General features: G+C 44.9%; 23 protein-coding genes. 5 read left to right on the top strand and 18 right to left on the bottom strand.

Translation table 11 applies throughout. The features are described 5' to 3' along the window. Position 1: 1 nt before the first annotated feature. The 15 genes from nusB to BN1691_RS14450 form a co-directional block, all read right to left on the bottom strand. Positions 2-409: a transcription antitermination factor NusB gene (gene nusB, locus BN1691_RS10925; RefSeq protein WP_048602247.1), complete on the bottom strand. Its 408-nt coding sequence runs from the start codon at positions 407-409 to the stop codon at positions 2-4. Between the two features lie 112 nt (positions 410-521). Next, positions 522-773, bottom strand: coding sequence for a DUF2273 domain-containing protein (locus BN1691_RS10930; protein ID WP_231638396.1), 252 nt, complete (start codon positions 771-773; stop codon positions 522-524). A gap of 4 nt (positions 774-777) precedes the next feature. Then, positions 778-1332 carry an alkaline shock response membrane anchor protein AmaP gene (gene amaP, locus BN1691_RS10935; protein ID WP_048602248.1) on the bottom strand — a complete coding sequence of 185 codons (555 nt, stop codon included), beginning with the start codon at positions 1330-1332 and terminating at the stop codon, positions 778-780. A gap of 64 nt (positions 1333-1396) precedes the next feature. After that, positions 1397-1801, bottom strand: a complete 405-nt coding sequence (locus BN1691_RS10940; RefSeq protein WP_048602249.1) for an Asp23/Gls24 family envelope stress response protein — start codon at positions 1799-1801, stop codon at positions 1397-1399. A 74-nt stretch (positions 1802-1875) separates the two neighbouring features. After that, positions 1876-3213, bottom strand: coding sequence for an acetyl-CoA carboxylase biotin carboxylase subunit (gene accC / locus BN1691_RS10945; protein WP_048602250.1), 1338 nt, complete (start codon positions 3211-3213; stop codon positions 1876-1878). Between the two features lie 15 nt (positions 3214-3228). After that, the gene (gene accB, locus BN1691_RS10950; protein WP_048602251.1) at positions 3229-3741 is read right to left on the bottom strand and encodes an acetyl-CoA carboxylase biotin carboxyl carrier protein; all 513 of its coding nucleotides are present in this window, start codon (positions 3739-3741) and stop codon (positions 3229-3231) included. A 167-nt stretch (positions 3742-3908) separates the two neighbouring features. Beyond that, positions 3909-4490 (bottom strand): SpoIIIAH-like family protein, encoded by a 582-nt coding sequence (locus BN1691_RS10955; protein ID WP_048602252.1) that lies wholly within the window; start codon positions 4488-4490, stop codon positions 3909-3911. 15 nt (positions 4491-4505) lie between these two features. Continuing rightward, the gene (spoIIIAG, locus tag BN1691_RS10960; protein WP_048602253.1) at positions 4506-5144 is read right to left on the bottom strand and encodes a stage III sporulation protein AG; all 639 of its coding nucleotides are present in this window, start codon (positions 5142-5144) and stop codon (positions 4506-4508) included. A gap of 12 nt (positions 5145-5156) precedes the next feature. After that, complete coding sequence (gene spoIIIAF, locus BN1691_RS10965; protein ID WP_048602254.1) at positions 5157-5855, bottom strand: stage III sporulation protein AF; 699 nt, start codon at positions 5853-5855, stop codon at positions 5157-5159. Between the two features lie 12 nt (positions 5856-5867). Further along, entirely contained in the window at positions 5868-7031 is a 1164-nt protein-coding gene (spoIIIAE, locus tag BN1691_RS10970; protein ID WP_053083752.1) for a stage III sporulation protein AE, read from the bottom strand. 20 nt (positions 7032-7051) lie between these two features. Further along, on the bottom strand, positions 7052-7438 hold the full coding sequence (gene spoIIIAD, locus BN1691_RS10975; RefSeq protein ID WP_048602255.1) for a stage III sporulation protein AD: 387 nt from the start codon (positions 7436-7438) through the stop codon (positions 7052-7054). 12 nt (positions 7439-7450) lie between these two features. Then, positions 7451-7654: a stage III sporulation protein AC gene (gene spoIIIAC, locus BN1691_RS10980; RefSeq protein ID WP_048602256.1), complete on the bottom strand. Its 204-nt coding sequence runs from the start codon at positions 7652-7654 to the stop codon at positions 7451-7453. A 22-nt stretch (positions 7655-7676) separates the two neighbouring features. Next, positions 7677-8198: a stage III sporulation protein AB gene (locus tag BN1691_RS10985; protein WP_048602257.1), complete on the bottom strand. Its 522-nt coding sequence runs from the start codon at positions 8196-8198 to the stop codon at positions 7677-7679. Then, the gene (gene spoIIIAA / locus BN1691_RS10990) at positions 8195-9142 is read right to left on the bottom strand and encodes a stage III sporulation protein AA (protein ID WP_048602258.1); all 948 of its coding nucleotides are present in this window, start codon (positions 9140-9142) and stop codon (positions 8195-8197) included. Before spoIIIAA ends, BN1691_RS10985 begins: the two co-directional genes overlap by 4 nt. A gap of 115 nt (positions 9143-9257) precedes the next feature. Then, a complete protein-coding gene (locus BN1691_RS14450; protein ID WP_048602259.1) occupies positions 9258-9779 on the bottom strand; it encodes a CD1247 N-terminal domain-containing protein in 522 nt (173 codons plus the stop codon). A 146-nt stretch (positions 9780-9925) separates the two neighbouring features. Here BN1691_RS14450 and BN1691_RS11000 point away from each other — a divergent pair, with 146 nt between their 5' ends. The 4 genes from BN1691_RS11000 (at position 9926) to BN1691_RS11015 (ending at position 13320) form a co-directional block, all read left to right on the top strand. After that, positions 9926-11203 carry an MFS transporter gene (locus tag BN1691_RS11000; protein WP_053083753.1) on the top strand — a complete coding sequence of 426 codons (1278 nt, stop codon included), beginning with the start codon at positions 9926-9928 and terminating at the stop codon, positions 11201-11203. A gap of 71 nt (positions 11204-11274) precedes the next feature. Beyond that, on the top strand, positions 11275-12099 hold the full coding sequence (comA, locus tag BN1691_RS11005) for a phosphosulfolactate synthase (protein WP_082147131.1): 825 nt from the start codon (positions 11275-11277) through the stop codon (positions 12097-12099). Then, positions 12096-12797 (top strand): 2-phosphosulfolactate phosphatase, encoded by a 702-nt coding sequence (locus tag BN1691_RS11010; protein ID WP_048602260.1) that lies wholly within the window; start codon positions 12096-12098, stop codon positions 12795-12797. The genes comA and BN1691_RS11010 overlap by 4 nt, the downstream gene beginning before the upstream one ends. A gap of 64 nt (positions 12798-12861) precedes the next feature. Next, on the top strand, positions 12862-13320 hold the full coding sequence (locus BN1691_RS11015) for a DUF441 domain-containing protein (RefSeq protein WP_187116875.1): 459 nt from the start codon (positions 12862-12864) through the stop codon (positions 13318-13320). Positions 13321-13415: 95 nt separating this feature from the next. Here BN1691_RS11015 and BN1691_RS11020 read toward each other — a convergent pair whose 3' ends face one another. Then, positions 13416-15110: a M3 family oligoendopeptidase gene (locus tag BN1691_RS11020; RefSeq protein ID WP_048602262.1), complete on the bottom strand. Its 1695-nt coding sequence runs from the start codon at positions 15108-15110 to the stop codon at positions 13416-13418. A 486-nt stretch (positions 15111-15596) separates the two neighbouring features. Between BN1691_RS11020 and BN1691_RS11025 the strand changes: the two genes are divergently transcribed. Next, positions 15597-17291 carry a M3 family oligoendopeptidase gene (locus BN1691_RS11025; RefSeq protein ID WP_048602263.1) on the top strand — a complete coding sequence of 565 codons (1695 nt, stop codon included), beginning with the start codon at positions 15597-15599 and terminating at the stop codon, positions 17289-17291. A 180-nt stretch (positions 17292-17471) separates the two neighbouring features. On the opposite strand, the gene efp is transcribed toward BN1691_RS11025, so the two are convergent. Both efp and BN1691_RS11035 read right to left on the bottom strand, forming a co-directional pair. Continuing rightward, complete coding sequence (gene efp, locus BN1691_RS11030) at positions 17472-18035, bottom strand: elongation factor P (protein ID WP_048602264.1); 564 nt, start codon at positions 18033-18035, stop codon at positions 17472-17474. Between the two features lie 49 nt (positions 18036-18084). Further along, entirely contained in the window at positions 18085-19155 is a 1071-nt protein-coding gene (locus BN1691_RS11035; protein ID WP_048602265.1) for a M24 family metallopeptidase, read from the bottom strand. Positions 19156-19169 lie beyond the last annotated feature (14 nt).

The raw sequence follows: 19169 nt of genomic DNA on the forward strand, positions 1-19169 counted from the left end.
CTTAGCTCTCTTGTTGACCTGAAGTAGATAAGGAGCGGAGTACAGCATTGAGCACGCCATTAATAAACTTTGGCGATTCGTCTGTTCCATAGTCCTTTGCCAGTTCAATGGCTTCATCCATGCTTACACGAGAAGGAATCTCTTCCAGCCAACCCATCTCATATACTGCCAATCGGAGAATGGCCCGATCGAGAATAGCCAAACGAGGAAGACTCCATCCTGTTAAATTGGGTTGAATCAATTGATCAATCTCCTCTTGCACTTCCACAATGCCATATAAAAGTTGCTGCACAAAAGGCTCATTCTCTTCTTCGCAGACATTCTGATATGCTTCTTCTTTCGATATCTCTGTTAAGTCCATCTGGTATAGGGCTTGTATTACCTTGATTCGAGCTTCATGTCGCGTCATGTTCTTCTTCCTTTCTTACAGATGCTCTCAGCTCTCTGCATCGACCAAAATCACTTAATAGTCTACCCGTTCACGCGTTCTCTTGCAATCATTACGTCAAAAAAACCACCGTTTAAAAAGGTGGTTTTTGTTTAAAAAATTTATCTGGAAGGATTCGAAACACAATGGATACAAGATCCTCCCGTTTATCGATCTTATGCCCGAAATAGTAGCCCATCAGAACAAGAAAGATAAAGAAAAGCGTGCGCCAGAATCCAACGATTAAAAAAACAATGCCAAAAAGGAGCCCAAATAACGTCCCAGCAATCCTACCACGATAAGGCGCCATCCTTGTTAGCCATTCATCCATTCGATTCACATTCATCACCTTATTCTACTCGGATCGTTTTTTCTGTCTGCTTTTGTAGCGCTGCAATTGCCACCGAGACATTGGTAACTTGGATTCCTGCAATTGCTTCAACCTGCTGCTTTACCGCATCTTGTACTTGATTGGTCATGGGCTCAATGGGCGTGTCCCCATCTACAGTACAACGAAGCAGTACTTCAATCCCTGCTTCACTAGGACGGATTTTGGATTCCACCTGTTCAATTCCCTTAATCCGACGTGCCGCTTTCAAGGTAATTCCTTGTAATGTCTCAAGGGAGATCATCACCTGACCTAGATCGGTTTTCTTACTAACACTGTTTACAGTGGGTTCAGAACGGGAGAATAGAGAGAGTAAAATAATAAAACTGAGTACAGCCACAAGCAGTGTCACAATACTTACGATGATTGAAACTTGGTTGGAAGCATAGAAAGTCTCCATCCAGTCCATCACAGCTACTTCACCAACTAATTTTGTTCCAACAGCGAATGCGATTAACGAGATAATCCCGATTGCTAGAGAATATAGGAATAACAAGAGCTTCATGCCAATTTTCATTACCATTCCTCCTCATCTTGCCCCGACCATGGAGAAAATCCCCCACCTGCAGTGGGGGACCCCATTATTTCACCCGTATCCCAGCAGGCTGCTTCTGTGGTTGGAGCTCATCCTTCACATCAATGCCATCAACATAGACATCCACCTTTTGGACATCCATACCTGTCATACTTACGATGGCCTGGCGAACACGAAGTTGAAGATCTCGGGCTACCACAGGGATCGCAAATCCATACTGTACTACAACGGAGATTTCAACAGAAACCTGGTTATTCTCTACCTCTACTCTCACACCGCGTCCTTTCCGACCAAAACGTTCAGCAAGCTCCCCCATAAACCCGCTGCTCATTTGGACAATACCTGGGACTTCTTCGGCAACGAGGCGAGCGATTAACTCAAACACCTCCGTTGAAATGGAGATGGTACCGATCTGACTTGTAGTAAAATTAGCAGGCAATTCTGTTTCCATCCTGTTCACCTCCGGGCAGGAGTTATCATGTAAATTATACCCAATCACTCCAAGAATGACAATGAAACACTGGCTTAAAAATTCTCCTCAAGGAATTTTGTTGTAAATTCGCCATGGACAAATACAGGGTGATTCATCACCTCAAGATGAAAGGGAATGGTGGTATGAACCCCTTCAATGACAAACTCTTGCAGTGCTCGCTTCATTCTTTCGATCGCTTCATTCCGGTCATGACCCCAGACGATTAACTTGGCCACCATGGAATCATAGTAAGGAGGAATCAGATAGCCAGGATAACAAGCACTATCCACCCGTACCCCATTACCACCTGGTGGAAGATACGCTTCGATCCTCCCTGGGGAAGGAAGAAAGTTCTTTTCCGGATTTTCCGCATTGATACGGCACTCAATGGCACAACCATTCAATTGAACATCCTCCTGAGTGAAGGATAGAGCTTCTCCCATTGCCACACGGAGCTGCTCCTTCACCAAATCAAATCCAGTCACCCATTCAGTAACAGGATGCTCCACCTGAATCCGTGTATTCATCTCCATAAAATAGAATTGCTGTGTCTCTACATCGAAAATAAACTCGATGGTTCCTGCTCCTTCATACTTCACAGCATGGGCCGCAGCTACAGCTGCAGCTCCCATAGCCGCCCGTATCTCTTCTGTGATTGCTGGTGAGGGCGCTTCCTCAATCAACTTTTGTAGACGACGTTGGATGGAGCAGTCGCGTTCGCCTAAGTGTACCACGTTACCATGGTGATCAGCCATCACCTGAATCTCTACATGGCGGAAATGCTCGATATATTTTTCCAAGTAGACGCCAGGGTTGCCGAAAGCTGCTTGAGCTTCCCGCTGCGTATCTGCAATTCCCTTAATGAGGGACTGCTCATCACGAGCAACGCGAATCCCTTTCCCGCCACCACCTGCTGTAGCCTTAATAATAACAGGATATCCGATGGTATTGGCTACTTCCTTCGCCTCTTCAACATCTTGAATAATCCCTTCAGATCCTGGGACAATGGGAACTCCTGCTTCTTTCATCGTAGCCTTGGCAGACGCCTTGTCTCCCATCCGTTGAATTGCTTCAGGGGATGGACCGATAAAGGTGAGATTGCACTCGCCACAAAGCGCTGCAAAATCAGCATTCTCCGCGAGAAAACCATAGCCCGGATGAATTCCATCAGACTCTGTATACTTGGCAACAGTAATTAAGTTGGTTTTATTCAAATAGCTATCCATGGAAGGGGCAGGTCCAATGCAATAGGCTTCATCAGCAAGACGCACATGCAGGGCATCGCGATCTGCCTCTGAAAAAACAGCCACCGTTTTGATCCCCAGTTCACGACAAGCACGGATGATTCGAACAGCGATTTCACCGCGATTGGCAATTAAGACTTTTTTCATTTTTTATCTCCCTCCCTATTTAGTTTGGACCATAAAGAGGGGTTGACCATACTCCACAAGCTGCCCATTCTCAACAAGGATTTGGACAATCTCACCACTCACTTCAGCCTCAATCTCATTGAAGAGCTTCATGGCTTCTACTATACAGACAACGCTTTCAGGATTGACCTTAGAACCGATCTGTACATAGGGTGAAGCATCTGGCGATGGTGCTGCATAGAAAGTCCCTACCATCGGTGATACGATGGCGTGAAGATTCTCCTGTGGAACAGTTGGAGCAGCTACTTGTGGTTGGGCTGCTTGTAATTCTTCTACTGGCTGTACCACAACAGGATTGGAAGGAGACTCCGCCTGTTCTTCGCTGAAGCTTCGCTCTAGTTGTGAATTCTGTGTAAGTTCCTCTGCATTTGCAACAGATGACTCCTTCTTTAATTCAATTTCAAAACCATCATGCTTAAGTTCTAACTCAGTTAAGGATGAACGATCAAAAATCCGAATCAGTTCACGAATCTCATGAAATCGCAACAATTAGATCCACTCCTTTTTCATCCAGTTTGCACCTATTTGACTTACTTATGACTATATAGGTGTATTATAACACAACAACAGTTTTTGCTATATAACGATAAGAAAAATCCTGTTCTAGTGAACAGGATAGCATAGAGATAATTACCGAAACAACGTTTTTTTTAATTCTACGGATGGGTATAGACTACGATTTCATTGCCTGAGATATTGAAGTGCTTCGCAACAACGCCGATAATTTGATCCGCTTGCATCAATTCCAGGTCTTTCTCACTTTGAACCACCACATGCACTTTATTATCCTGCGTCATAACAACCACTTCTCCATAGCCCTGCGATTTAATAATCTCCTCTAGCACCAACTGGTTCTCTTCCATACTCATGATCTCATCCATCTTTTTCTTCGCTTCAGCTACAGTTTCTGCATCAGAATCAGCTGCGATGATATCCACGTAATAAGCGAGCTTTTCAGCATTTTTTATCGATTTTTCAAGGGCGAGTGCATCGAAGTAATCATTATTACTCACATTGGTTAAGGCTGTATTAATATCATCACCATTTGTATTGACTGTACCAGCGATTTCATCGAGGTTCCCGTCGCTGCTTGTAGGCAGTGTATCATCCGTCAGCATATAATAAGCAGATAACACCACCATTAAAGCTAGCATGGTGAACAAGAAAACAGTCTGTTTCTTCATATTCAAATTTACATTCCTACCTCGAGGACTTCTATCTCGTTTTATCCGATTCATCATTGGACCTCCTCATTATTTTTTGGGTACCACTGAAATTTTATGCAGTGGTACATCTAAGACCTTTTGAACCGATTCCATGATCCAACGCTGTACCTTCGCATGCTCTACACCCTTGGCTACCACCAATACCCCCCTTACTTTCGGCTTTATGGTTTTTATGATCACAGGCTGTTGCTGATCCTCTTGTTGTATAATGACGGCCTGCGTATCACTTGAGGAATCTATCACCACTCTTGTCCCCTGCTGGCTGTCTTTTTCATGTGTATTCTGATTGGTAGTCCGAATATTCTGCTGAATGATAATTTCTTCACTGGATTCCAAATTAACCATCACTGATACATCCTCTACCCCAGCAATTTGTTCAAGGATCTCACGCAGCTGTACCTCATACATCTCTTCGTATTGTCGGATGGGGTTGGTACTCTCCTTACGTTGAGAGAAAGCCTCTAAACCCTCTGGTTGGTACACAAGCTGCTCTTCCAGTGGTTTCTCTTGCTTTTCCACCTGAAATGATGACCCTAACCAGATGAGTAATACGCCTAGTAGGCCTAATACCAGCAGCTTCTGAAGTGAGGTCAATTTTGCACCGGTTTGGTCATTGGACCATAAGCGAACCAACAGCTCCCATAAATTCTGAAACCATGACCCCATCCTCATCCCTCCTTATTTGATCCAATCAATCTGAATCGTCTCCTGAGCAAGGCCCCATTGCTGGCTAAGAAACTGGGAGATGGTATTGATATTTACAACATCTGGCGAAAGCTTTTGCCCTGAGCTTTCATTGGAAGTCTGCTCATCACTTACAGATATTGGCTTAATCTGTACTGGATCCACATTGACAGCTTGAACGACATGAACGGTCTGATCTGCCTGACTACTTGCTGTTCCTGCTTTGCCCCGTTCGCTCCTTACTGCGTTCCCTTCTGCAACTCGGACATTCATGCCTGTGATGACAAGACTATCCCCTTCTGTCTTACGCCAATGCACCTGAATACTAGCAACAGAGACTGGAAATTGAAGCTCCACCTGTTGACGCACATTTTCCTGCACTCTTAGGAGAAATTCCTGATGGATTAAATCCTCTTGTATATTGACTAGACGTTGCTGAGCCTGCTCTAACTCTTTCATACTTTGATTATTTTGCTGTAAAGGTAGCATGATTAGTTTTTCGGTGATGGACTGAAGGGAAAACTCATTGGAAAGAAGACCTAAGATGGGAGAAAGCATGGTTACAAGAATGATTAAGGCAAGGATGAAGCGAACATAACGTTGTAAGCCTGTGGTAGGAAGAAGGAGATCCACGAATGTGGCAAAGAGTACAAGTAGAATTAATTGTTCTATCCAACTAGCAAGGTATTGCATCTAACACACCACCTAACGGACCATCAGGGAGATATTGCCGGCACTGATGATCATGGTGATGGTTAAGAAAAAGAGCAAGCCAATGGTAGCCAGTGCCGCGAAAACAAACATCATATTTCTACCTATCTGATAAAGCACATCAATGATTGGATTTTTACCTAAAGGCTGCATTAATGCTGAAGAAAGCTGATAGATGAGTGAAAGGGATAAGATCTTCATGGCGGGGAAAGCACAGAGTATCACGACGACGATCACACCTACTAGGCCCACTGAATTCTTGATTAAGTACGAAGCACTCATCACGGTATCTGCAGCATCGGAGAACATTCTACCCACTACAGGGACGAAGTTACTGGTTACATACTTAGCGGTACGAATGGCGATCCCATCGGTCACTGCACTGGTAGCCCCTTGAACCGAGATGACCCCTAGAAAGATCGTAAGTAAGACCCCCATAATTCCTAAGCTCACCTTCCGGAGCAAGCCAGCCAATTGTGATAAGGGAAAGCGTTCCGTAATGGAGCTAACCATTCCAATTACCGCTGAGAAGAAGAGAAAAGGAAAAACCACATTGCTGATAATATTGCTACTGATATTCACCATGAAGATGATCAAGGGATGGAAGAGTGCTACTGATGCAAGGCTTCCTGTGGTAGCCATGATGGTGAGAATGAGCGGAATGATCGCAAGCATGAAATGGGACATTTGACCAATTGCATCCCGTGCATACGAGATGGCCACATGAAAACTATTGATGACGAGAATAAATAAAACGAGATAGGTAATGGCATAGGCCACCTTACTCACCGTATTCTGTTCAAAGGCATTCTGCATGGTCTGGAGGATCATGGAAAATACAGTGAGCAATAGAATCGTTCCCAGCAGTTTAATATTGAGAATCACTTCATGGAGAAAAAAATGACTGGCTCGTTGAAAAATCGTGGCAACGGAGACGGGATTGGTGGATTCTGTAATCTGCTCCATCAAGGTGCGCTGTTGCAGTTCTGGGAGATATCCTCCGTAATCACGAATGATCTGCCACCAATAATCCTCAACTCGCTCCAGGTTCAGTTGATTCGCTTGCTGCTCCATGAATGGAGTCATCGTAGTCGCCTCGACCGACAAGGTGAACAACATGCTTACCAATAGGATGATCAGTAGTACACGTGGTACCATATCACCACGTCCCCTCTTTGTTAAGGAAGCAATCGGAGAATGGTATCGATAATCACCGAAAGAATAGGAATGGCGAGAACCAGGATCGTTATCTTTCCTGCCAGTTCAATCTTGCTGGCAATGGATGATTGACCTGCGTCTCTCGTTAGCTGCGCTGCGAATTCAATAATATAAGCAATTCCAATAATCTTGAGGATGGTCTCCAAAAAAATCAGATTTACGTTAGCTTGAATGGCAATCCGCTCTAAAAGTTGAATCACCAATGAGATTTTATCTAGTAAGTAGAAAAAGATAAAAATCCCTGTTACAAGTACGATAATATATGCAATGATGGGTGCATGCTCTTGAAGAACCATCACAAGGAGAGTGGCCGTTAGACCCAAACCAATAATTTGGATAATCTCCATTCATCATTCACCCTATTTGAATAAAAAAACACGTTTAATCTCTTGAAAAAGTTCGTTCACATAGCTAACCACCATGAATAGCACCAAGACAAAGCCAACTAGCGTTACGAGATGAGCTAGATCTTCTTTACCTGCCTGTTTCAAGACCGTATGAATAATGGAGATAATGATTCCAATCCCGGCGATTTGAAAGATAATTGCAACATCCCCACTCATGATGTCATCTCTCTCCCCTTTCCTACATCAGTATGATGACCAATGAAATGCCCAAGAGCATACCAAGTCGGGTATACATCTTGGCAAACCGTTGCTCATCGAGATATGCCTCTTTTTCTGCCAACATCAATTGCTCCAGTAGGAGTTGAAACTGAAGCTGCTGATCCTGCCGATTGGTTCCCCCTAACGTTTCACCAAAGGTCTGTAGTGCCAAGAGCTCCATCTTCTGAAAATACCAGGAGGGGGAGGAAGCTTGCAAAGCTTGATTCCAACAGTGAGCTACCGCCTTGCCATGGCCATCTTCTAGCTCTTTTGCCATCTGAATAAATAGACTGGCGATGCGTTCATTCACTCGTTCACCTAATTCGTAGCATGCCTTGATTAAGGGGAGGCGCCGTTCAATGAGCGCGGTTTCGAACCAAGTAAAGGCAATGATTAAATAACGGAGATCCTCATGACGATGGATGAAAACTTTCGCTTTTAATTTTCCAACCAAGGTAGCACTAAAGAAAACACAAAGGGCGCCGATCCATTGAATGATCATCTTTTGCTACATCCTATCTCTATAAACTCTTCATCCAGAATCTTTTCAATGGTTCCCACTCCCTGCCGCCGACTGAGAATAATATAGCGTTGAAACATCTGTTGACTCAGAATGCGTGTAAAGGTTGGACGCTTCGTCAGGTCCTTAATATCTGTCCCGTGTACCGTGGTGATGATGGCAATTCCTGCATGGAGAGCCTCCTCAAGTGCTACCACATCCTCCGCCCTTCCGATCTCATCTACAATGATGACATGAGGTGACATGGAGCGAATCAATAGCATCATCCCCTCCGCCTTCGGACAACCATCGAGGACATCGGTTCGCGGGCCTACATTGTGCTGTGGTATACCATCCACTACTGCAGCAATTTCTGAGCGTTCATCCACAATACTTACCTTACGAGGGGGTAATACCGTACTGCTCAGACATCGTGCAAGATCACGAAGCAAGGTGGTTTTTCCACATTGGGGTGGACTGATGATCAAGGTATTGAGTAATTGATTCCCTTGGAAGAGAGTAGGCACGATGGAAGTAGCGATCCCTTGATGTTCACGGGCAACACGGATATTGAATGAGGCGATCTCTTTCATACTACTCAGTCTCCCTCCCTCTAGAAGAGCCCGTCCAACAATTCCCACCCGATGACCACCCGGGATGGTAATATAGCCTCGTTGTAGCTCCTCTTCCAATGCATAGAGAGAGTAATTACTCACCATATTCAGAAGTAGCTGACAATCTTCAGCTGTCACCTCATATGCTGCTGCGACACTTCCTGTGAAACTGCCTGCTACCGAGACAAAATGTGAATCACCAGAAGTGATCAGTTCTAATGGTCGTCCCTGTCGGACACGGATCTCTTCAAGTTGATCGAGGACTGAGGTCGGAAGCTGGTGAAGCAGGGCCTGCAAATGCGGAGGTAAGACAGCGATCACTTTCTGTAACATAAAACCACCCTATTTCATCTTACTTAACACCATCATATGCACCATGGGACGAGATATACCTGTCCAACAAGAAGAGTTGTTTTAAAATAAAAAAAGAGCAGGAGAGGATTCCTGCTCAGTCTTCAATCTCTTCAACTTCAGTCTCTTCGTCTTCATGCACCCGCGTTAAAACCACCTTGCCACAATGAACACAATGATATTTCTCATCATCCTCGTCCTCTAAAACTTCTAGATCAAAGATCACTGTAGCTTTACAGTGAGGACAGGTGATGGCGACAAAATCTGCATCATCGTCGTCATCTTCATCATCGTCATATTCATCGTCGCCATCCTCATCGTCGTCATCAATGAGCTCATATTCAATGGCATCATCATCAAAATCTGCCAGATCGTCTAAAGTATCCTCATCTTCATCTTCATCAAAGAGAAATTGCTCCACATCATAGAGGTCATCATCCATGGTGTGTACATAGTCATGGAGAGCATCTAGCTTTTCTTCCATCTCTTCAATATGATCCGTCATCTGCTCTAAAAGCTGCAGTAGCTCATTTAAGATTCGTCCTTCCTTTTCCATATCCACAGGGATGGCATCCATCACCCCTTGAATATAAGACAGTCGTCGCTGAATATGCTGCATCTTATTCCTCCTTTCCTGATTGAACATTCTTTAACATACCCAAAATGTAAGAATTCTACTTCCAACACATTCAGGAAAGAATAATGAAATGAGGAAAAAGAAAGACTGTAAATATTGAGCATGAATGTACGAATTGAGGTGCATCGATGTCAGCGCAAACAAAGTCCAATCAAAAAAATCAATCCAATAAACAGAAAAATAATCAGAATGGCGGTACACCCAATGGTTGGGTGATCACCGCATTGGCCAGCGTCCCTTTTATCATGGTCTTGGGTAACTCCATGCTCATTCCCATTCTGCCCACCTTAAAGAAGGTGATGGATTTATCGCAGGTACAGAGCAGTTTGATCATTACACTCTTCTCAGTTCCAGCAGGCTTGGTCATCCCTTTTGCTGGTATTCTCTCTGATCGAATTGGCAGGAAAAAGGTGATTATCCCCTCCCTCATCCTCTACGGAGCTGGAGGATTGGTTGCAGGAATCGCTTTGATGATCAAAGCCTCCTCTGCCTTCCCTTGGGTGATGACAGGGCGAGTGATTCAGGGAATTGGTGCCGCCGGTACGGCTCCCATTGCCATGGCATTAGTTAGCGATATGTTCATCAAGAGGGAACGAAGTAAAGTGTTAGGTCTGATCGAAGCCTCTAATGGAATGGGGAAGGTCGTTAGCCCGATTTTAGGTTCAGCACTTGCCCTCCTCACATATCTAAGTCTCTTCTTTGTTTTTCCTGCCCTCACGGTACTTATTATTATTCTATTTGCTTGGGCCATCAAAGAGCCTGAGAATAAACAGGAGCCACCGCCCTTTCGTCAGTATTGGCGCTCCATTGTGGAGATCTTTAAGAACCAATGGAAGTGGCTGATCGTAGCATTTCTTGCTGGAGCCATCACCCTCTTCATCCTATTTGGCGTACTCTTTTATCTGTCCGACCTCCTAGAAAAGAAGTATAAGATCGATGGAATTATCAAGGGACTCATCCTCGCCATTCCCTTACTAGCCATGGTTACCTCCTCTTATCTAACAGGTCGCCTGATCAAACAGAAGATTACCTTAATGAAATGGCTCATCGTTATCGGTCTACTGGTCTTAGGATGCGTCAATATTTTCTTCCCGTTTACAACCAATCGTGTGCTGTTCATCTCCGTTCTTGCCGTAGGTGGTTTGGCAAGTGGTCTGATCTTGCCCTGTCTGAATATGCTCATTACATCCTCCGTAGATTCTGAAGAACGAGGTATCATCACCTCGCTATATGGCAGTGTCCGTTTTCTTGCTGTAGCTGCAGGCCCCCCCTTTTTCAGCGCTTTGATGGATAACAAAAAATTGCTTTTCTGGTCCATCGGCGCAACCTCCATTGTGATCGGACTAGCAGCATGGTGGCTCATCAAGCCTGACCGAATCAAACGTGCCCTAGAGGAAAAAAGTTAGGCACTCTCTGTCTCTCCACGCATATCCTATTGAAAGAAAGTCAAGTACTGCGTGAATGAGAGGAGAAAACAATGAATATCCAAGTGAAACAAACCCATGACCTCTGGCAACAGCTTGCATCAGCGCCCCATATCCAACGGACGAAGAAGCCTCGCCAGTGTGGATATACCATGGTGATCGATAAAGGGATGGGGCTACAAGTTTTTCAAGATTTTCTAGAAACAGCTGCGGAGTATGTAGATTTTATCAAGCTGGGATTTGGAACCTCTGCACTCTATCCATCTCATATTCTAGAAAAGAAGCTTGAGCTAGCACGAGCATTTGATGTTCATCTACTACCAGGCGGCACCTTTTTCGAGTTAGCAGTGGCTCATCACGAGGTGAAGGGCTATCTCCACTCCCTCCGACAATTGGGCTTTACAGCCATGGAGATCTCTGATGGCACCATTTCCCTACCACGTCAAAAACGCAATGATGCCATCAAGCTAGCCAAGGAGCATGGTTTCTTTCTCTTCACTGAGCATGGAAAGAAAGCAGCTGGATCCAGCATTGACCTGCAGCAATTTCAGTGGAACTTCTATGAAGACTTAGATCATGGAGCTGATTTGGTCATCGTTGAAGGTCGGGAGTCTGGAGAAAATGTAGGGATCTATGATGAAAAGGGAGAGGTAGATCGCATGGTATTAACGGAAATCCTTACCCTCCCTGAGCAAAAGCAAATCATGTGGGAAACACCACAAAAGAAGCAGCAAGTCACCTTGATTGAGCAAGGTGGTTCCAATGTGAACCTCGGCAATATTGCACCCCATGATCTCTTCTCGTTGGAATCACTGCGACGGGGGCTTCGATCCGATACGTTACTCACCCTATTGGCGGGGAATGAGACAGAGCTATGAAAGTAGACGTGGTTTTTAAGGTGGAGGATCTCCTGCAAGAGGATATCCTTCATCGGAATGTAGTCGTTATCGATATCCTCCGCTGCTCCAGTACGATCATTACCGCCTTAGCCAAAGGAATTTATGAGATTATCTCCGTGGAATCATTAGGAAAAGCCCGCCTCATTCCGCGAGAGGATACACTGTTTGTAGGCGAGCATGGCGCATACAAAATACCTGAGTTTGATTGCAGTAATTCGCCTACAGAGATCCTTCAGCTCAACGCTCTACCACAGCGCATGGTGATTAAAACGACCAATGGATCGCGAGCGATCCTCAAGGGAGCCCGTGCTGATGCCCTCTATATCGGATCCCTCCTCAATGCGAAGGCTTTGGCCTACAAGCTACTTACACAGAATCAGCCCACCACACTTCTCTGCTCAGGTGTAAATAATCAAGTGGCCATCGAGGATATAGCAGGCGCTGGTGCTATCATCACACAGCTTCTACAAGAAGGAACCATTCACTTAAGTGAACGGGCTCGGATTGCAGAAGCAACCTACCACCAATATGCCAACGATTTAGAGGCACTTCTATTTAGTTCTGATACCGGTCAACGTCTATGTCGCCTTGGCTATGAAGGGGATATCTCCTTCTGTGCTCAGCTAAACCACTATGATCTAGTTCCAACCTACGAATCTGGACGAATAATTGCATAGCTTGTCTCATATACCTTTAACAGAGAAGTAGGTCTCATAAGAAGAGATCTAAAAAGGGGCCATAATGATGACAGGTGAAATGATGTTGGTCGTCTTAATCATCGTGGGTTTGATCGGGCATTCCCATATTATTTCCACTGCTGCAAGCATTTTACTCATCTTAAAGCTCATCTCCCTGGAACGTTACTTCCCTACGGTGGAGCAACGGGGATTGGAGATGGGCTTACTCTTCTTAACCATGGCGGTCCTCGTGCCCTTCGCCAATGAACGGGTCGCATTGAAGGACATGAGCCTGATGTTTACAACCATCGCTGGCATCTGTGCCTTACTCGGTGGACTCATTGCTTCGTATATGAATGGCATTGGACTAGACTTATTGAAGGCTGATCCGGAGCTGATGATCGGCTTGGTTCTGGGATCCATTGTGGGGATTCTCGTGTTGCGGGGTATACCAGTAGGACCCTTGATGGCAGCAGGGATCACAGCGGTGCTCTTAAAGATCATTCGCCTTTTTTTTCCCTAATATCTTTATTTTCTGTACAAAAAGCGAGGATAGGGATAACCCCTTCCTCGCTCTTTTTTTCTATTTTTTGGCTTATTTTTTTCTTAGCTTCCCTCTTATAATGCTTGGTCATTAATGGTCTTAAGCCAAGCCTTGATCGGCTCTAGGGTCTGCTCCACGGTACCATCAGCGAATGGCGAGCGGAGTCCTGCGATCTCTACAAGTTCTAGAAAGGGTTTGGTTCCTCCTTGCTTACAGAGATCCACATAATCCTGCCATGCTACCTCCCGCTCGGTACGGGAACGATTCCAAAACTGCAGGGCACAGACTTGGGCTAGGGTGTAGTCAATATAGTAGAACGGTACCTCATAGATATGACCTTGACGCTGCCAGAAGCCACCCTTCTCAAAATAAGGAATGCCATCATAATCTCGATGAGGTAAGTACATCTGCTCCATGGACTTCCATGCTTCATGACGCTCAGCTGGTGTAGCCTCAGGATGCTCATAGACCCAATGTTGGAAATGATCCACCGCCACACCATAGGGTAAGAAGAGCAATGCGCTAGTTAAGTGGGAGAAGTAGTACTTCTCTGTATCTTCTTTAAAGAAGAGCTCCATCCATGGCCATGCGAAAAATTCCATACTCATGGAATGGATCTCCGCTGACTCATTGGTCGGGAAATGATATTCTGGAACATCATAATCACGGCTCATATAGGCTTGGAAAGCATGGCCTGCCTCATGGGTAAGCACATCGATATCGCCAGAGGTTCCATTAAAGTTCGAGAAGATATAGGGTGCTTCATAATCATTGATATAGATACAATATCCACCAGCTGCTTTCCCAGGCTTCGCGATCAGATCGAGAAGGTCATGCTCTTGCATGTATTGGAAGAACTCCTTCGTCTCAGCAGACATCTCACCATACATCTGGGCACCATTCTGCACGATCCAGTCGGGGTCACCCTTGGGTGTCGGATTGCCGGTGGCGAAGCTGAAGGTTTCATCGTGGAACTTCAGTTTATCCATACCAATTCGTTCTCCTTGGCGACGCCGGAGCTCAGTGGCTAATGGAACAAGATGCTGACGAATCTGTTGACGATAATTCTCCACCATCTCCTTGTCATAGTCCACACGACTCATGCGGGCATAGCCTAGTTCCACGAAGGAAGGAAAACCTAGCTTCTTGGCAATGCTGGTACGGAGCTTCACCATCTTATCATAGATCTCATCAAATTCCTCACCATGCGCACTGAAGAAGCTTGCATAGGCTTCCCGTGCACTGCGTCGAATATCCCGTTTAGGACTCTCCATATAAGGTCCCATTTGTGCTAGTGTCAGTTCCTTGCCATCAAAAGGAATCTTCGCGGAGGCGATCAATTGGACATATTGGGAGACCAATTTATTCTCCTGCTGTAGATCCTCGATGATCTCAGGCTTAAAGGTTTTCAGCTTCAATTCTGCCAGTGCGAATAGCTGATGACCGAGCTTTCCCTCCAACTGCGGGCGAAAAGAAGATTGAAGAATCAACTGATAAAATTGATTCACATAGCCCTCCACATGGGGCAATGCTTCATCGAAATAGTCTTGTTCCTCTTTGTAAAATGGATCCTCTGTATTCACGGTATGGCGGATATAGCAGATATTCATCATCGTCTCGATTCGATTACGAATCTGATTAATCGCTTTTGTCACTGCCAATTGTTCCTCTGCGGTAGTGGCAGCCTGAAACTTGGCAAATGCTGCATTGAACTGTTGCTCCAATTCCGCTAGTTGCGGACGTTCATATGTAAACTGGGCAAACTTCATTCCATTCACATCCTTCATGTATATGTCATTCAAAGCTTATCATCTATCATAATCCTTATTGTGAAGAGGAACAAGAAAGGACGAGCGGAATCAGAACAGATTTATCACTTTCTTACAGTAAGTAGGTAGGACAGATTGGCAATTAACAAGATGACACACATGAGCGTAATTGAAAATAGCTACGAATCTCCCGTTGAATGTGAGTAAAAAACTGCTGCGATTATGGAATAGATAAGGAACGAGTTAAACACATAATAGGCTTTTTGCAGTCCTTGGAATGTAATATGCTTTTCCCCTTCATCAATTGCCTCCGCCAATCCATCTCGGTACGAAATGTCAAGCATCTTCGGTAAATAGCGATTCGATCCACTTCTTCACCTCTAACTGACTTCATGGACATTTATATTAGAATTATCGTTTAATTAGAGGATTATCGATGCATTCGCCGAATAGAAAAAGATAATAAATGGAAAGGAAGAGATGAGCATGAAGTTTTCGGAGTTTACATATGAGCGCCTCCAGTTTGAGGAGGTGGCACAAAACTTTCAAGAAGAATTAGAGCGTCTTCGTCAAGCATCATCTGTGGAAGAGCAATTGCTTGTCATCAAGGAGATCAATACCATTCGTAATCGTGTAGAGACGATGATGAGTATCTGTCACATTCGCCATACCATCGACACAAGAGAGTCATTCTATAAGGAAGAGCGAGATTATTGGAATCATGCCCAGCCAAAAATGGAAAGCTTCATCTCTGACTATTACCAAGCCCTCCTTCAGTCTCCTTATCGGTCGGAGCTTGAGGTCGCACTAGGTAAACAGCTCTTTGCTTTAGCAGAATTAAAATTAAAGACTTTTTCACCTGAAGTGATCGAAGACTTACAGCTGGAGAATAAACTGACCTCCCAATATACAGAATTGATCGCGTCTGCAAAGATTCCCTTCCAAGGCGAAGAACGGACCTTGGCTCAATTGGGTCCTTTCCTGGAAAACCCTGAGCGACAGATCCGCCGTAAAGCCAATGAAGCCTATGCTGGGTTCTTACAGGAACATGGCGCTGAGCTGGATGAAATCTACGATCAGTTGGTGAAACTACGTACCAAAATCGCCAAAAAGCTAGGATTCTCCTCGTTTGTTGAATTAGGCTATGCCCGCATGAGTCGCGTCGACTATGACAAGGAGATGGTGGAGAATTACCGTCAGCAGATTCGCCAATACCTTGTCCCCCTTGTCACCTCCCTTCGTGAACAGCAAGCAAAGCGAATCGGCGTCGATCCACTAAAATTTTATGATGAATCATTCCGTTTTGCCACCGGCAATCCGACGCCCAAGGGTGACCCCAACTGGATTGTGAAGAATGGCGCTCAGATGTATGGAGAGATGTCCCCTGAAACCAATGAGTTCTTTCAATTTATGCTAAAACATGAGCTACTTGACCTTGTAGCAAAGCCAGGCAAAGCAGCAGGGGGCTACTGTACAAGTATCAACGATTATAAGGCACCATTTATCTTTTCCAACTTTAATGGTACCTCCGGCGATATCGATGTGCTTACCCATGAAGCAGGCCATGCCTTCCAAGCCTATATGAGCCGTGATTATGAGATTCCAGAATATCTCTTTCCTACCTATGAATCCTGTGAGATTCATTCCATGAGTATGGAGTTCTTCGCGTGGCCATGGATGGAGCTCTTCTTTAAAGAAGATACAGAGAAGTACTACTACTCTCACCTAACCAGCGCCCTCATCTTCTTACCCTATGGTGTGGCAGTGGATCATTTTCAACATTGGGTCTATGAGCATCCAGAGGCGACACCGGCTGAGCGTCATGAAGCATGGAAGTCCATGGAGCAGATGTATCTACCCCATCGAGATTATGATGGCATCCCTTATTTTGAGAAGGGAGGCTTCTGGCAGCGTCAAGCTCATATCTACCGTACACCGTTTTATTACATCGATTACACATTGGCACAGGTATGTGCATTGGAATTTTGGCAGCGTACTCAAGAGGATCGGGAAGCCGCTTGGACGGATTATGTGGATCTCTGTAAGCAAGGTGGGACGAAACCCTTCCTTGAGTTGGTGAAAGTAGCTGGCCTTCGCTCACCATTTGCTGATGGTACCATCGAATCGACACTGAAACCAATTCAGACTTGGTTGGAGCAGATCGATGATCAACAATTCTAAGCTGAACTGCTTAGCTTGGTAACACCACAACAAGCATTTAGCTACACATATAAATAGTAGCAACCCCGATTCAATTAGGATATGAATCGGGGTTGCCTGATCAGCAAAGGGCTGTGCAATTTCAACGCCACAGCCCTTTGCTTTTGATCCCTATGTTTTTCAGCAATGCTACGGATATTACTATTTGTTTGCACGGGAGACATATTCGCCTGTACGAGTATCAATAAGGAGAATATCACCGACGTTAACAAAGAAGGGAACTTGAAGTTTATAACCTGTATCAGTCGTTGCTGGTTTTGAACCACCAGTAGCGGTATCACCTTTAATACCAGGTTCTGTCTCAACCACTTCCAACTCGACGGTGTTTGGTAATTCGATTCCGAGCATTTCACCCTTATAGGTCATTACCTTCACTTCCATATTCTCCTTGAGGAAGTTCAATTCTTCTTCGATTTGAGCACGATTTAATTCAATCTGCTCATAGCTCTCCATATTCATAAAGGTGAATACATCACCGGCACTGTATAAGTATTGATACTTATACGTCTCAACTGTAGCTTGCTCCAATTTTTCACCCGCACGGAAGGTTTTCTCTTGTAATTGCCCCGTCTTTAAATTGCGTAGCTTGGAACGAACAAAAGCAGCACCTTTCCCTGGTTTTACGTGTTGAAATTCGACGACCTGCCATGGCATGCCATCCATTTCAATCGTTAATCCTGTACGAAAATCATTAGAAGTAATCATACCGTTCCTCCTGTCTGATCAAGTTCCATCTTTTAATATACCCTGTTTTTTAATCGAGGACAATCAATTCCTTGGGAGAATGAACAATGATCTCGTTCCCGTCCTTTGTAATCACAATATCATCTTCGATCCGTACACCGCCAACACCTGGAACATAGATCCCTGGTTCGACGGTTACCACCATGCCAGGTTGAAGCTCAACTTCGGAGCGGAAGGATAACCCGGGACCTTCATGGACCTCAAGACCAATGGCATGCCCTGTACTATGACCAAAGTATTCACCATAGCCTGCTTCATCAATGATCGTTCGGCAGATGGCGTCTGCTTCTTTCCCGGTCATGCCCGCCCGAATCTGCTCGACCCCTGCTAATTGTGCTTGACGAACAATTTCATAGATCTTACGTAATTCTTCCCCAGGCTCGCCGATGGCGAAGGTACGGGTCACATCAGAGATATATCCCTCATAAATGGCACCAAAATCGATGGTGATCATATCCCCTTTTTCGATAACCTTCTTGGATGCCACACCATGTGGTAAAGCAGAGCGCAGACCAGAAGCGACAATGGTGTCAAATGAAGCACCAGAGGCTCCCAACTTCCGCATGGTAAATTCCAATTCATTCTTCACTTCAATCTCCGTCATGCCAGGCTTAATCCATGTTAGCAGATGGGCGAATGCATCGTCGGCGATTTTGGCAGCATGACGGATCAGTTGAAGCTCCTCTTCATCCTTAAACATCCGTAGCTCTTCCACCAGGTTGCTGGTGGGAGTTAAGGTAAAGCCAGCCAGTTTTTCAACGAGGGTTTGGTACTCCCCATAGGTGACATGGTTCTGCTCGAAGCCCACATTGACTGCTTGATTCTTTTTAAGAACCTCTGCGACAGTTTCGAAAACTTTTCCTTCATGATTGACGATGGAAAATCCCTGACATTGTTGCTTCGCTTGTTCCACATAGCGGAAGTCAGTTATGAAGACAGCATCCTGCTTCGTAATGACCACATAACCCGCTGTTCCTGTGAAATAGGAGAGATAACGGCGGTTATATGGACTATAAGCCAATAATGCATCTAGATTGTGTTTATCTAGAACCTTGCGTAATTTTACAACACGTTGATTCAAGCTCTTCCACTCCT

This window comes from Rubeoparvulum massiliense (assembly GCF_001049895.1).
Classification (GTDB): Bacteria; Bacillota; Bacilli; order Rubeoparvulales; family Rubeoparvulaceae; genus Rubeoparvulum; species Rubeoparvulum massiliense.